General features: G+C 34.0%; 14 protein-coding genes and 1 pseudogene. 7 read left to right on the plus strand and 8 right to left on the minus strand.

All coding sequences use genetic code 11. From position 1 onward, the window contains the following. Positions 1–213: 213 nt before the first annotated feature. The 3 genes from MMB68_RS22015 to MMB68_RS22025 all read right to left on the minus strand — a co-directional run bounded on the left by MMB68_RS22015 (position 214) and on the right by MMB68_RS22025 (position 1,649). Complete coding sequence (locus tag MMB68_RS22015) at positions 214–567, minus strand: hypothetical protein (RefSeq protein ID WP_221785951.1); 354 nt, start codon at positions 565–567, stop codon at positions 214–216. A gap of 330 nt (positions 568–897) precedes the next feature. Beyond that, on the minus strand, positions 898–1,131 hold the full coding sequence (locus tag MMB68_RS22020) for a DUF3923 family protein (protein ID WP_221785952.1): 234 nt from the start codon (positions 1,129–1,131) through the stop codon (positions 898–900). A 212-nt stretch (positions 1,132–1,343) separates the two neighbouring features. After that, positions 1,344–1,649 carry a hypothetical protein gene (locus tag MMB68_RS22025; RefSeq protein ID WP_221785953.1) on the minus strand — a complete coding sequence of 102 codons (306 nt, stop codon included), beginning with the start codon at positions 1,647–1,649 and terminating at the stop codon, positions 1,344–1,346. A gap of 264 nt (positions 1,650–1,913) precedes the next feature. Here MMB68_RS22025 and MMB68_RS22030 point away from each other — a divergent pair, with 264 nt between their 5' ends. After that, on the plus strand, positions 1,914–2,450 hold the full coding sequence (locus MMB68_RS22030; protein ID WP_221785954.1) for a GNAT family N-acetyltransferase: 537 nt from the start codon (positions 1,914–1,916) through the stop codon (positions 2,448–2,450). Between the two features lie 98 nt (positions 2,451–2,548). Here MMB68_RS22030 and MMB68_RS22035 read toward each other — a convergent pair whose 3' ends face one another. After that, positions 2,549–3,052, minus strand: coding sequence for a DinB family protein (locus MMB68_RS22035; protein ID WP_221785955.1), 504 nt, complete (start codon positions 3,050–3,052; stop codon positions 2,549–2,551). 96 nt (positions 3,053–3,148) lie between these two features. On the opposite strand from MMB68_RS22035, the gene MMB68_RS22040 reads away from it, so the two are divergent. The 3 genes and pseudogenes from MMB68_RS22040 (at position 3,149) to MMB68_RS22050 (ending at position 5,782) form a co-directional block, all read left to right on the plus strand. After that, the gene (locus tag MMB68_RS22040) at positions 3,149–3,562 is read left to right on the plus strand and encodes a diguanylate cyclase (RefSeq protein WP_221785956.1); all 414 of its coding nucleotides are present in this window, start codon (positions 3,149–3,151) and stop codon (positions 3,560–3,562) included. 285 nt (positions 3,563–3,847) lie between these two features. Next, positions 3,848–4,462 (plus strand): DUF998 domain-containing protein, encoded by a 615-nt coding sequence (locus MMB68_RS22045; protein ID WP_221785957.1) that lies wholly within the window; start codon positions 3,848–3,850, stop codon positions 4,460–4,462. A gap of 162 nt (positions 4,463–4,624) precedes the next feature. Then, a pseudogene (locus MMB68_RS22050) lies at positions 4,625–5,782 on the plus strand (IS3 family transposase). 69 nt (positions 5,783–5,851) lie between these two features. Here MMB68_RS22050 and MMB68_RS22055 read toward each other — a convergent pair. Continuing rightward, entirely contained in the window at positions 5,852–6,448 is a 597-nt protein-coding gene (locus MMB68_RS22055; RefSeq protein ID WP_221785958.1) for a YdcF family protein, read from the minus strand. 842 nt (positions 6,449–7,290) lie between these two features. On the opposite strand from MMB68_RS22055, the gene MMB68_RS22060 reads away from it, so the two are divergent. Together MMB68_RS22060 and MMB68_RS22065 are read left to right on the plus strand one after the other, a co-directional pair. Then, a complete protein-coding gene (locus MMB68_RS22060; RefSeq protein WP_221785959.1) occupies positions 7,291–8,460 on the plus strand; it encodes an FtsW/RodA/SpoVE family cell cycle protein in 1,170 nt (389 codons plus the stop codon). A gap of 141 nt (positions 8,461–8,601) precedes the next feature. After that, positions 8,602–9,792, plus strand: coding sequence for an FtsW/RodA/SpoVE family cell cycle protein (locus MMB68_RS22065; RefSeq protein WP_221785960.1), 1,191 nt, complete (start codon positions 8,602–8,604; stop codon positions 9,790–9,792). A 126-nt stretch (positions 9,793–9,918) separates the two neighbouring features. On the opposite strand, the gene MMB68_RS22070 is transcribed toward MMB68_RS22065, so the two are convergent. After that, positions 9,919–10,830: a C40 family peptidase gene (locus tag MMB68_RS22070; protein ID WP_221785961.1), complete on the minus strand. Its 912-nt coding sequence runs from the start codon at positions 10,828–10,830 to the stop codon at positions 9,919–9,921. Between the two features lie 315 nt (positions 10,831–11,145). Here MMB68_RS22070 and MMB68_RS22075 point away from each other — a divergent pair, with 315 nt between their 5' ends. Further along, the gene (locus MMB68_RS22075) at positions 11,146–11,658 is read left to right on the plus strand and encodes a DUF2062 domain-containing protein (RefSeq protein WP_221785962.1); all 513 of its coding nucleotides are present in this window, start codon (positions 11,146–11,148) and stop codon (positions 11,656–11,658) included. Positions 11,659–11,827: 169 nt separating this feature from the next. Here MMB68_RS22075 and MMB68_RS22080 read toward each other — a convergent pair whose 3' ends face one another. Both MMB68_RS22080 and MMB68_RS22085 read right to left on the minus strand, forming a co-directional pair. Beyond that, positions 11,828–13,297, minus strand: a complete 1,470-nt coding sequence (locus tag MMB68_RS22080) for a hypothetical protein (RefSeq protein WP_221785963.1) — start codon at positions 13,295–13,297, stop codon at positions 11,828–11,830. A 100-nt stretch (positions 13,298–13,397) separates the two neighbouring features. Next, the gene (locus MMB68_RS22085; protein WP_221785964.1) at positions 13,398–13,781 is read right to left on the minus strand and encodes a YkvA family protein; all 384 of its coding nucleotides are present in this window, start codon (positions 13,779–13,781) and stop codon (positions 13,398–13,400) included. Between the last annotated feature and the right edge of the window lie 4 nt (positions 13,782–13,785).

Below are 13,785 nucleotides of genomic sequence, written 5' to 3' on the forward strand. Positions count from 1 at the left end.
TTTAGATGAAGTGAAAAACGAACTATTGATCAAGATTTTCGATTAGTAGTTTGTTTTTTTATTAAGGTAAACGCAGACTTCATTTGTTTAGGTCTTTCTAGCAGTTGATTGAAGGGTAAGACAAATACTCCTGGTGGGAAAGCGGAATGTGTCAAGATAATACTTATATTCGTCAAGAGACTTAAAATATTGTTTGGTAGTATTAGATCACACTCACCTTTTTTGGGCTACCTTTTTCATTAACTGACTTTTATGATCTTTATCTTTAACTATAATATAATCCTCTGTTCCTTTTACTGAATAGATTTCTGAACCAACTGTAAAATAGTTTGATTGATTATTACCTTCGGACATCGTAGTTGCTTTAGTTTTCTTTTCTATGGTTCCTATTTGGTCTCCTATTTCTTGTGTTTGATCTAATTTATCTTCTGTTCCGTTATATTCCTTGTTTTCAACTACAACAATGATAGCAGAAGAACTTTCTGTATTCGTTCCTGTACTTTCTTGATTACATGCAGTTAGAACGGTTAAATAAACTACTGACAGAAAACTAAGTGTTCTCTTCATAATAGCCTCCGGAAATCATTTTCCTTACCCTTTAATTAAAATTGACATTAGGCGATATACCAATTTCAGTAACGTATCATAATGTATTCGAAAATGAAAAATCCTAAAAGTTCTATTAAACAAAATTTCCAGGCTCCTCTATATAAAAATCCACATAACCGCAGCTTGAACAAACATAAGGTATTAATTCACTGTAATGGTGATTGTTATTTAATACCCTGCTCGGTGTTTTATTTACACCTACTGTACCAGGTGATGATTGAATACGGGCTTTGGCTAGAGCTGAATCACATTTAGAGCACTTTTTTCTTTGCATACATATCACCCTTTCTATTTCATAACATCCTTACTCGCTTTAAAATTAATAATTAGCCATATAACTTGAATAATCAAAGGGAAAATAAATGCGATTAGCAACACTATAAATGCGAACAATTTCAGCTCCGGTGTTTGGGTAACACCCGCTCCATCCACTTCTCTTGTCCAGACAACAGCTGTTCCTACGACGAAAAGTATGATCCAAATTATATTAGCTATCCACCAGGAAATCCATCGTCTTTTCACATCATCACTCCTTTCAATTTAAGCTGCATCTTTCTTTATTAATTCCCAGATAAGAGCAATGGTAGAAATAGCTCCACCTACCGCAAAGAGGTAAGAAGAAAACGGCATTGTTTTATATACGAATAAACCTCTTACTCCATAGAAACACAGGATAATAATGCTGATTAACCCGATCATAAGCCGGATATTTTTTTAAATCGTTTTCTCCCCCTTTAGGCTTCTCTTTGCACCTGATCCTTTATCATAAGTCCAAATATAGCGAAGAAGTTTAATACAACCAGCAATCCATAATAAAAGCCAAGCCCTTCAAAAAATAAAGAAAGAATGGGAATTATTATAGTTTCAAAGCCAAACAGCATAATAATAAGCCCAATTCCTTTAGCGAGCTGCTTTTCATCCTTAGGTGTAAATATCTTTCCATATCCAGCAATAAAATTAGTACTACCTTTTTTCCATACACGTTTCCCAATATAAATGATTAAACAGCTTACTAGACTTATAAATAATAATTTCAACACCAGACATTACACCTTCTTTACATACTTTAATTTAACATATGTAGTACATTTTACCATAATCAACAAACAAATATTATGTATTAAAGGTGGACTCACAAAATACAACACTGTAAAATATATACATACTAATTTTGGAGGTTTTTGTTTGTTAAACTTATGCTTAGAGCTGGGTGAGTAAGCTTCCTTAATGAATGTGTGCATAAAGGAAGCCCCATTTATGGAGTATAAAAAGCGGTAATTTAGCAAGTTGATAGGAGACTCTAAATGGATATCTTAATTAAACAAGAACTCACTGAAGAATATAATAAAACTGAAAAAGTTGTGAAAAGCGCCTTTTTAAATGAAGAATACAGCGATAAGAAAGAACATTTACTTGTGAAACGAATTAGGAAGTCAGATGAATTTATTCCTGAACTTTCACTAGTCGCATTAAATCAGAATGCAGCAGATATTATAGGCCATATTCTTCTATCTAAAATAACAATTATAAATGGTGATAACGCTACCGTTTCTTTAGCACTTGCTCCAGTTTCAGTTGCGCCTCAGTATCAAAAACAAGGAGCTGGTAGCCAACTAATACACGCTGCGTTAAGACGCGCAAAAGAGCTTGGTTATCATTCAGTAATTGTTTTAGGGCACAAAGATTACTATCCTAAGTTTGGATTTAAACCAGCTAGCTCATGGAAGATATGTGCTCCATTTGACGTGCCTGAAGAATTTTTTATGGCCATAGAGTTAACAGAAGGATCTCTAAACAATGTGCAAGGTGTTGTACATTACTCAAAAGCTTTTTCAGAGTAAGCACTAACTGATTAATTAGATTTTACGTAAAGGCTGCCTGGAAAATAATTTTATAGTATTTTCTATAGGCAGCCTCTTTTTTTATTTACCTGATATTATTAAAGCGGTGGGTTTTCCACACCTAAATGAACCCAATCTTCTTTTGGAGGTCCATAAACTCCAGGGGGTTTTAGGCCTGCTTGACGCATAAGGACTGTGATTTGACCTCGGTGATGAACAATATGCTTGATTAGTCCCATTAAGATTGTAGCATTTGATTGGGTTCTTCCGAATGCTTCTTGCGTATGTTCTAAAGATTCATCTGTCCATTGCTGTTCAATGATTTTAGCAGCGTGAGAACTTACATTTTTAAAGGTTATAGCGATTTCCTGTGCTGAAGATGGAACGCTTGCTGTACTTTCAATTCTCTCCATGTTTAACCCAAACTCAGTTAGATAATCTGGAATATTTGTTGTAAAATGCCAAGCAATTCTTCCTAACGTACGTCCTTCAGGGTAAACTTGTTGTTTCAACGAATCATCTGTTAAGCTATCCAAAACTTTTTGAGTTAGCATGGCTTCGTTGTTCCATTCTTTGATAAAATCTGAAATGGTATTATACATGTAAAAGACCTCCTAATATAAATCTAATCTAAATTAACACTTAAATAATATCATAGAAAAAACCAGTTGGCTTATTTACTAAAGAAAGGAGATTCTATGTTATTTAAAGCTACCGCTCAAAAAACTATTATTTTTACTCTATTACCTTTAAATGCTTTATTATGCATTCAAGCAGTTCAATATAAAGCACTTGCCTTTTTACTTCTTTTGGCTATCCTTTGTTCGTTTCTTTCCCTGTTCCTCAGATATGAATTTCAAATAGACAAAGATACTTTAACCTATAGAACATATATATTATGGTTTAAAGTATATGCAAAAACAGTTAAACCAATGGACATTAAAAGAATTGTATTTAAACGGTTAAATTGGAAAACAAAATTGGCAGTAGTAAAAGTAGAAAACGGGTGGAATATGCGAATAGCATTATTTAATCCACCAAATGTTTTTAAGGAATTAGAAAGATTTGCACATGAATATGATGTAGATATTCAAAAAAAGGCAGATTATTAAATCCTAGAGAAAACATCTTGAATGTCACCGCGTTTTGGATACATTAAACTCCACGCAAGTTAGGCCGTATAATCAGCCGTTATTTATTTCTAATTGAGTTGCTTTTGGACCTCTCTACTGCTACAAAGCATTAATAAAGAGGTCCTTTCTTAAACACCTCCAAGTTAAACACTTTGTCCTCCTTCCTCACATCAACCTCAAGCCCTACATAAAAATAAGCTTCAAGACCATTTCATTTAACATTATTTGGATATATAATTCGTATATAACACTTTTTAAGAGGTGATGATTCTGTATATATCAAAAAAGGTTGGCATTTTAAGCTGGTTTGCTACTTGCTTGTATTTTTTAGTTGAACCTTTCTTTATTTTGACTTCAACTGCTCCCTACAGTTTTTTAAATCACGCAATGAGTGATCTTGGCGTAACTTCTTGTGGAACCTACACCTATTCAATTGCACCTCATGAAATTTGCTCTCCTCACCATTTCTGGATGAACGTATTGTTTATTATAAACGGATTAACACTTTCGATTGGTGTTCTGTACATTTCACAAAAACTAAAGAAAACAAAAATAATCCAGCTGGCAACAGCTTTTATTCTTATATTAGCTTTAGGTAACATTGTTTCAGGCTTTATACCGGCTGATATAAATTTATTTTGGCATTCAATATTCGCTCAACTTGGCATGATCACTGTTTTAGCTGGTCTTTGGATATATGCATCCTCCTTAACCAGCGCCAAGTGTTGGACTTATGGCTGTTTAGTCTCCTTACTAGTCATCCTCATACTCATTATGCTTGTATTTTTTGTTCCTATGCCTACCGGTCTGCTGCAAAGATTATTCTATTTAGTCATCTTTATATGGGGCACGGTGCTTTCCTTTATGTTAAACAAATAATCTATCATCACAGGACTATGTTGAACTACTCCTCGTCATCTCAAAAAGCAAAAAGTCCATAGAGGCATGGGACTGACCCCATGGAGTGAGACAAATAAAAAACACCTTTAAGTTAAAAAACGGGTATGTAGTACCTAACAATAACTTGGAGGTGTTTTTTCTATGGGGACAAGAGTAAGCTATCCAGTAGAAGTGAAATTAAAAGCAATTGAAATGCGATTGGCAGGAATCCCCGTCAAAGAAGTGATGGAAACGTTACAGATTCGCAATCGTACACAGCTTAAAACATGGATGAGATGGCATAAAAATGGAGAAGCTTATCGTTTAGCACAGCCCGTTGGGCAAAGCTACACCCATCAAAAGGGGTCCCATTCTCAAGATGCTTTATCAACGTTAAAAGCTGAAAATCAATATTTAAAGCAACAGAATAACGTGTTAAAAAAGTACAAAGAATTGGAAAGGGAGTGGTACGAGAAGTTGTATTGAATGTAGTGGAAGAATTAAAAAAGCAGTTGCCGATCTCTCAAATCTGTCAGTGCCTAGGGGTTCCTCGATCTACTTATTATCGTTGGCAGAAAAATGAGCAACGAGAAGAAATGAAGAGAAAAAAACGAATCGAACGAAAAATTGGTGAACAGTGCCGCAACCATAAATTTCGATATGGATATCGGAAAATTACAGCGTTACTCAATCAAACGATGCATATCAACCATAAAACCGTGCAGCGTGTTATGCAGAAATACAGTTGGCAATGCCGAGTAAAAAGAAAAAAACGGAAACAAACAGGACAACCTTATCAGGTTGTAGAAAACGTGTTAAACCGTAATTTTCGAGCAGAGCGCCCTCTTCAAAAGCTGGTTACGGATATTACCTACTTGCCTTTTGGACCCAAACAGTTGTATCTTTCAAGTGTTCAAGATTTATTTAATGGGGAAATTATTGCGTACTCCATTGGTGATTGCCAAAACGTAGAATTTGTTTTAGATACATTAAGTCAACTCCCTCCTTTGCCTGAAGGATGTACGTTGCATAGCGACCAAGGTTCGGTTTACACGTCCTATGCGTATCAACAAAAAGTCAAAGAAAGAGGCATCATCATGAGTATGTCCCGTAAAGGGACATACTCATGATGATGCCTCCATTGAATCGTTTCATTCCATCCTAAAGTCTGAAACGTTTTACCTCGACGAGTTAACATGTACTACGACTGCCATCGTAGAACAAACCGTCGAAAATTATATTACTTATTATAACCATATCCGTATTCCAACAAAACTAAACAACCAGTCACCGGTACAATACCGAAAACTGGCTGTTTAAAAGGTGTTTTGATCCCTGTCTCGAAATCAGGGGTCAGTCCCCATCCCCTATGGACTTTTTTGCAATTTTTTAGATAAATTCTCTTAATAATTCTTTAGATTTCTTTCCGCTAAAACCAAAATAATTGCCAATAAGCTTGACGTATTCTGTGTAGGTAACTTTTCTATTTAAAGCAGTTTTCCACCATCTCTGTGGATTATAATAGCGACTTCCACTAGAACAATAGGTTAATTGTATTTGGGTATCCTTAAATTCTTTATTAAAATTCTTTTCTACCCTTTTCATATGATAGTTGGAAGAAACAACGATAGCGGATTGAAAATGATAGTTCATCATTAGCCTTTTTGTGAATTTAGCGTTTTCCGTAGTACTTGTAGCGTGATTTTCTAATATAATTGAATCCTCAGGTATCCCCGATTCCTTGGCTTGATGATAAAAATTATTCTCTTGACCATTCGAAAGGATTAAATGAGCCGCATAGCCTTTTTTATATAATTCAATTCCTTTCTCCAGTCGATCATTATCACCACTTAACACAATAATCACGTCAGATTTTACCGGCTTTTCGTTTACCACAAGCTCTTTCCCGGCAAACAGAAAAATAATAAGCCCTAATCCCAGCATAAATATACTAATTTTTATCCTTTTACCTTTAATTTTTTGCATATAGACCCTCATTTAAAAAGTTCACTTCATATCGTATCATAAAGCTCAATATTCACAAAAATAAAAAGGTAATCTTCAAAAAAATTTTGCCCGCTGCAAGTAATCACAGCTTTTATATAAAAGTTAGAAAGTAAAACTTTAACAAACATTCTTTCTAAATATTTTCATAAATCAACTTAAATTTCTATAAACTTAATATTTTTACTCATTTGTATTAATATTTATTTTTTCACTTATTTTTCATTTTTCTATGATAAAATCACGATGACACAAGAAGCAAACAAAATAATTTATTTATTAACCTAAAAAGCTGACCATTATGGTCAGCTTTTTAGGTTAAAAGAGAATTAACTGCATCATAGCTTTCTATATTGATTCAGCCAGTGCACTTTAATCTTTAGTAAGATTCTAAGTTTTTTATTAGACAAATATTTTTTCCTTAATATTAAACTGTTTTCCTAAGGAAAAATAAATTAGGATTCATCTATATAATTTGCTAGCGCATATAGGCACTTCAGTCTGTTCTAAGTCAAAATTTTATTTTTAAAGGGTTTCATATGCTCAAAAAGTTTCCTTCAGGCAAATTTATAGTATTAAATAAAAAAAATAAGCTGAAGTCAAAAAAATGTCTTGTTTACTAAATTAGGGCTAATAAACGTTTTGATTATACAGGCTATCGTATGGTAGATCTTTTATATAAAACATCACAGTTAAAACAGATTGGAGGTTTGTGATAGATTGTGAGAAGAAATCTATTTTATTGATATTTTTCTAACATGCATTAGAGAATCTTATATTCAGTGATTGGAATAGAAATTTAATAAAGAAAAGGTGTTTTAAACATGGAACGCAAGAAGTCAGAAAGCTTTAATTATGGTCTTGCTTTTACACTGCTGCTGTTTTTTATTATTAGCTGTATAGCTATTTATAGCGCGCAAAAAACAGGACAGTATTCTACAAACTTCGTAATTAAACAAGTTGAATGGTACGCAGTAGGTATTGGGATTATCTTCATCACCATGAGGCCTGATGAAGATCAGTGGGACCAATTCACATGGTTCTTTTATGGGCTAAATATTTTTATCCTTATTTTACTCATCGTTTCTCCCCAAAGTATTGCTCCTGTCAAAAATGGTGCAAAAAGCTGGTTCGTCCTTCCTGGTATTGGATCGATACAGCCGTCAGAGTTCACAAAAATCTCTTTAATCTTAGCATTTAGTAAAGTGATACGAAATCATAACGAAAAATTTCGCGTAAGAGATATAAGAAGCGACGTTTTACTCGTTGGAAAGCTAGGAGCTACGTTAGCGGTCCCTATTCTTCTTATTATGCAGCAGCCCGATTTAGGAACGGCACTTGTAATGATCTTTTTATTCTTTGTCATGATATTCGTTTCAGGAGTAAGTTTTAAGCTCATTCTTCCTACCTTTACTTCAATTATAGGAATCGCTTCAGGTATTTTATATATGGTTTTGAACCACCCAAAAATATTGGAAAAATATTTGCACGTTCAATCCTATCAGTTTGATCGTATCTATGCGTGGTTTGATCCAGAATCTTATGCAGGCAGCTTGTCTTACAACTATATGCAAGTGTTAAAAGCAATAGGTGCCGGATCCATTTCAGGAAGAGATACATCAAAATTTTCAGTATATGTTCCCGAAAAACATTCAGACTTTATTTTTAGTGCAATTGGAGAAAGTTACGGCTTCTTAGGAACTAGCCTTATTCTTTTCTTATTTATGGTGCTGATTTACCAAATTATTACCGTCGCATTTCATACGAAAGATCCATTCTCTACATACATTTGTACCGGCGTTATTTCAATTGTTTTCTTTCATGTTTTAGAAAATGTGGGCATGTGTATAGGACTTCTTCCGATAACGGGAATACCACTGCCGTTTATAAGCTACGGGGGAAGTGCGTTAATGAGTACGATGTTTTTGATGGGACTAGTATTAAATATAAGCTTTCGATCAAAGGCTTATATGTTTGATCAGGATGTGAGGTAATACAATGACTTGTAAAAAAATAGCTAAAGAGATAAATTCAGACCTAAAGATTCGTATGAAAGTATTGAAATATATGTGTATTTTTTTATTTTCTCTCTTGTATATAGCCGTTATTAGATGGTTTTTTTAGGAGGAGTTTTTATGCTCAAAAAAATTCTAAAGTGTTACGATTACAAATTTATTGGTGCGTTAGTTGTTCTAAGCCTGATCGGTTTAATTATGGTTTATAGTGCCAGCATGGTAACAGCAATTAGCCGTTATGGTGTATCTGGAGATTATTTTTATAAAAAACAAAAGCTTGCTCTTATAGCAGGCTTTATCATTTTCACATTAGCGGCTATTGTTCCTTATAAAATTTATCAGGAAAAAGCAGTATTAAAAGTTTTATTAGGTGTCGCTGTTGCACTCCTTATTTTAGTTTTAGCTTTTGGACACACAGCAGGTAATGCACAAAGTTGGTTTAAAATTGGGCCTATTGCTATCCAGCCGTTAGAAATAACAAAATTAACGCTCATTATCTATTTAGCCGCTGTTTTTGCAAACAAACAAGAGTATATCAATGATTTAAAAAGGTCGATTCTTCCACCTATGCTGGTTGTGCTTTTTATTTGTTTTTTAATTATTTTGCAGCCTGATTATGGCGGAGCCTTACTTATTTTAGGAACAGTTGCAGCTATTGTGTTATGTTCAGGCATTTCAAAAAAAGCTATTTTAAAAATTAGTGTATTAGGCGTCATTGGCACACTCATTATGTTAGCCGTGTTATTAGTAACCGGAAACATGGATCTTTTGTTTTCTCCGGGGCGTTTGGCTCGTTTTACCGGATTCTTACATCCTTTTGAAAATCAACAAGGTGATGGATATCAGCTTGTTAATTCTTATGTAGCTATAGGAAACGGAGGAATATTGGGTATGGGGCTGGGCCAAGGCATTCAAAAAACGGGCTACTTGCCTGAATCACATACGGATTTTATTATGGCCATTATTGCAGAAGAGCTGGGATTTTGGGGTGTACTTCTTGTATTAGGGCTACTGTTTTTTATTATTTTTAAAGGATTAAAAACAGCTATTAAGTGTCGTGATCCTTTTGGAGCACTGTTAGCTATCGGTATTTCCGTTATGATGGCTGTTCAAGTATTTGTAAACCTTGGAGCTGTCACGGGTCTTCTTCCTATTACCGGTGTCACTCTTCCTTTTATAAGCTTTGGAGGTTCTTCCCTTACATTGTTAATGCTTGCTGCAGGAATACTTACCAATGTTTCGATGTTTACCACATACACTCAAACCTATCAAAGCCAGTCAATGGAACAAGCTTATATAAGGAATGTTTAACGTTTGAATGGCTAACTGGTGGCTATAATAAAAAGTCCTGACTATATATCAGGACTTTTTACTTTATTTACATAAATAATAATCAAGCAGCTGCTTAGAATTGCTGTGTTCTTTACTAGTAATCTATTAGAGGATAGATTTACTTCCTAAATAACGAGGTGCCCAGTAAGAATTGCTTAACGATGCAATAGTTACACCAGTTGAACTTCCAGCATGAATAAACTGTCCGTTTCCAATATAAATTCCAGCATGTGAAGGACCTCCAGTAGTATCAAAGAACACAATATCTCCTACATTTGGAGTAGATGTACTTTTTCCTGACTGATACAAGGTAGCTACTGTTCGCGGTACCGTTACTCCACCTCCATTTTTAAATACATAATAAATGAAACCGCTGCAATCGAAACCATTTGGAGAAGTTCCGCCCCAAACATATGGCACCCCTATAAATTTTTTAGAATAAGCAACAATATCACTAGCTGTCGCTTGCGTTGAACTGTTAACAGTTGAAGAACCAGTGGTGCTAGTAGATGCGTTATTTAAGGCATTTAAAGTAGCTGGACCTACTATTCCATCCACAGCTAAGCCATGATCCCGTTGAAAATTCATAACGGCAGTTTGAGTAATTGTGCCAAAATAGCCTGTTGGTGTGGCATTAAAGTAACCTTTTTCCTTTAACAATTGCTGTACTTTTTCAACTTCATTGCTAGTCATTCCATATTTTAAAAGTGTACCGTTTGTAACCGCACTTGTTGAATTAGCTATTAACGCTTGATATGTATTAGGTCCCACCATTCCATCAGCGGTTAAACTATGAGAACGCTGAAAGCTTAGAACTGAATCTTTTGTAATTGAACCAAAATAGCCTGTCGAAGTAGCTGAAAATATGCCCTTCTGTCTTAAAACATCCTGTAATTCTTTTACGTCTGGATCTGTCATACCTTCTTTTAATAGCTTGTCCCCTAAAGCTGCATGGCTTATTGTTGGTAACACAATTAATGACGAGCATAGAGCTAATGAAGAAATTATCTTTTTCACTAAGTATATCCCCCGATGTTATATTTTTCTTGTTATTGACTATAAAATTTTAGCAGGGAGAAAGAGAAAAGAAACAACCTATTTATGAATTTTTTATGACATTTTCAAAAATTACTTGATTTATTAGGAGGTAACTATTTATTTTGTCATATAAAGTATAAATATACTTATAATGGTTAAATCTGTTGTTCTTGAACCTCATTTTTCTTTTTACTTATGTGACGCTAAATCTTGAATACAATAAAACACCTTTCTGTAATGGTCGTCACCAAAAGGAAAGATAGGATGCCAGCGCAAAGAGATAGGAGGAATAATGTGAGCAAATTAGTGTTTTTGAAGCGCCGGTTTAAATACTTACTTATTAAACTATTAAGATTAAAAGATCATTCACATAAAGTTGCGCTAGGTTTTAGTCTAGGTTCTGTTGTGAACTTTGTTCCTACCTTTGGATTGGGCCTTATAATATCCGTAGGCTTAGCTAAATTATGTAAAGGAAACAGCATAGCAGGGCTAGTTGGTGGAATGTTTTTCATGTGGGCCTTTCCGTTGATGTTTTACTTGAATACAGTAGTCGGAGGATATATATTTCCAATCGACCTTGATCAAACTTTATTTCAAAGTGCAGATAAAAATTTGGATAATCGACTAGAACTAGGAGCGAAAGTAGGAAAGAATTTTTTAACGGGAATGTTTCTTAATAGCTTTTTGTTTGGAAGTATACTCTATATTGTTAGTTACTATATTATAAATCAGTACAGAGGCTTCCTCTTACACTACATCTATAAGAAATGGACAGTAAAAAAACACACTAAAAAAACGGATTATTAGCTCAATTTCAACATTTATTTTTAATTGTAAAACGATATAGCTGAACATTTTTTGAAAAGGCATAGAGATAAATTAGCCCATAATTGATACCCATGGTTATCAATTATGGGCTAAGGTACGATCTTTGTTTCTGTTTTAAGATAAATATGGAGGAAATAAAGGAATGCTCTCATTCCTTTGTTGAAGATAATACAGTCTGTTTCACCCATTTTTTTCGATTTCTTTGATCAATTATCCATCGGTACAAACTTTGTATACCTAGTATCAGAGAGATTATGACACCGCTAGCTCCTAGGATTAATGCAAAATATTCTACAGGATTGTATGCAAGTATATTTCTCCATTTGATTCTTCCGATAAAATCATTTACTACAAGCCCCATTCCAAGCATTTGACCTACCACGGAATAAAGAGTCAAAATCAGCAATAACAGGCTGTCTTTTTTCGTATTAACGTTTTCCTGGTATCTAAATAAACTCTCTAGAGATTGTTTAGCTTCCTTATATAACAACTCAATATTGAAATTTTTCCTAAGAAGATAGAAAATATCACGGCTCCGGGACTGAGATACTATTTCAAGGGAAAAATAATTGGCGGTAAACGAATTAATGGAATAAATTAATTTTTCCATTTCTTTTACGTCTTTTTCAATATTTAGCTCTGTATAGGTATTAGCTAATTTTAATAAAACGATCTTGTGAAAAAGATTTAATACAAGCCCGTAGTAAAATTCTCCATAAAACTGATTAGCTAAATCAGGAGTTGTACGTTCATCTTGAAACGTTATACAAGTAAAAATATGTTCTTCTATCAGAAAATAAGTGCTAGGAGCCCAGCGCTGATAAGCGTGTTTTTGTAAATAATCTTGAATGTAAGGAAGGTTATTAGCATGAACATATGGCTCCCCCTCTACAGTTAAGCCGCAGAGGCTTCCCATCCGATAAACATCAACTAAATCAATTTTTTCACTTTTCTCTAGTGCCACTAAAGATTGTACATACATTCTTTCATCTTCAAAAAAAGAAAAGGTTTCAAAATAAGAATTTTCCTTTGAATCACCTTCAAAAAAGCGGGAGAGCCCCTCAAAGAGATTGTTAAATATAAATTCCCCTGCTCCCTTGTATATCTTTCCAACGCATTCAATTTTTGTACTGCTGTCTTTTCGTGTTCGTGGTTCTAATACGCGAAAGCGATCTGCGAATTCTAAAGAATGAGACAATGACATAGACGTAGAGGGTTTCAACTCAGTTCGAATAGTTAAAAATCCAAGTTCATAAGGACATGTCGTTAAATCAACAGAGTGTATTTGAAAAGGAATGCACTCTTTATCCGTAATTAACTTACCTCTTATATTTAAAGGTTTTGAATATCTATGAAGACCTTTTTCTTTTTCTGAGTGTGGAAAGAGTATCTTATTAGTGAAAGACAAATAATACGCCTCCATATCACGATGAGAGACTTTAAAATCGCCGTAATATGCACATTCGTCTTCTAGTTGATTTAACTGAAAAAGCTTAAATCCGCTCTTATTTAAAAAAAGGGAGATACTAGATTCAGTTCCTTGCTTTAAGGAAAAAGGAAAAACAAATTGAAAGAGAGCTCTGTCTATCTTTTTTTCTTGGATATCAATTTGCTGCATTTGTTCTAATGTACTCCTTTCAATTATATATATCATTTACCATTTTGTATCATAACGATCGATAGTAAACCTACTATATTTTTTCTTGATAAGAGTTTATTCAATTTAATAATTTAAAAACAGTAAAACAGCTCCACATAAAAATAAGTAGCCATACTACGATAATAATTGAACCCACAACCCAATTTTTAGGTCGTTCATTTTGAATGAGCTCTTCTGCTTTTAATGTGCAGTCCTCTATAACATTTATAGGTAGCATCTTCAAAGCAAGCATAATTCCTAAAGGAACAATGATTATATCGTCAATATAGCCTAAAACCGGTATAAAATCAGGAATTAAATCGATTGGACTGAAGGCATATGCAACAACACAAGCAGTAAATAATTTGATATACCAAGATACTCGTTCATCTTTATGAGCTAAGTATAAGATAAATAGCTGCTTTTTTAACTTTTTAGCCCACAGCTTTAATTGATTAAGCATGTTT

This window comes from Priestia sp. Y58, from assembly GCF_029522095.1.
Taxonomy (GTDB): domain Bacteria; phylum Bacillota; class Bacilli; order Bacillales; family Bacillaceae_H; genus Priestia; species Priestia megaterium_E.

What these genes read in the sequence shown, in the direction of transcription:
- MMB68_RS22015 (WP_221785951.1), bottom strand. Translation starts at nt 567, where the DNA reads ATGAAGAGAACACTTAGTTTTCTGTCAGTAGTTTATTTAACCGTTCTA.
- MMB68_RS22030 (WP_221785954.1), top strand. Translation starts at nt 1,914, where the DNA reads ATGGATATCTTAATTAAACAAGAACTCACTGAAGAATATAATAAAACT.
- MMB68_RS22035 (WP_221785955.1), bottom strand. Translation starts at nt 3,052, where the DNA reads ATGTATAATACCATTTCAGATTTTATCAAAGAATGGAACAACGAAGCC.
- MMB68_RS22040 (WP_221785956.1), top strand. Translation starts at nt 3,149, where the DNA reads ATGTTATTTAAAGCTACCGCTCAAAAAACTATTATTTTTACTCTATTA.
- MMB68_RS22045 (WP_221785957.1), top strand. Translation starts at nt 3,848, where the DNA reads ATGATTCTGTATATATCAAAAAAGGTTGGCATTTTAAGCTGGTTTGCT.
- MMB68_RS22055 (WP_221785958.1), bottom strand. Translation starts at nt 6,448, where the DNA reads ATGCAAAAAATTAAAGGTAAAAGGATAAAAATTAGTATATTTATGCTG.
- MMB68_RS22060 (WP_221785959.1), top strand. Translation starts at nt 7,291, where the DNA reads ATGGAACGCAAGAAGTCAGAAAGCTTTAATTATGGTCTTGCTTTTACA.
- MMB68_RS22065 (WP_221785960.1), top strand. Translation starts at nt 8,602, where the DNA reads ATGCTCAAAAAAATTCTAAAGTGTTACGATTACAAATTTATTGGTGCG.
- MMB68_RS22080 (WP_221785963.1), bottom strand. Translation starts at nt 13,297, where the DNA reads ATGCAGCAAATTGATATCCAAGAAAAAAAGATAGACAGAGCTCTCTTT.
- MMB68_RS22085 (WP_221785964.1), bottom strand. Translation starts at nt 13,781, where the DNA reads ATGCTTAATCAATTAAAGCTGTGGGCTAAAAAGTTAAAAAAGCAGCTA.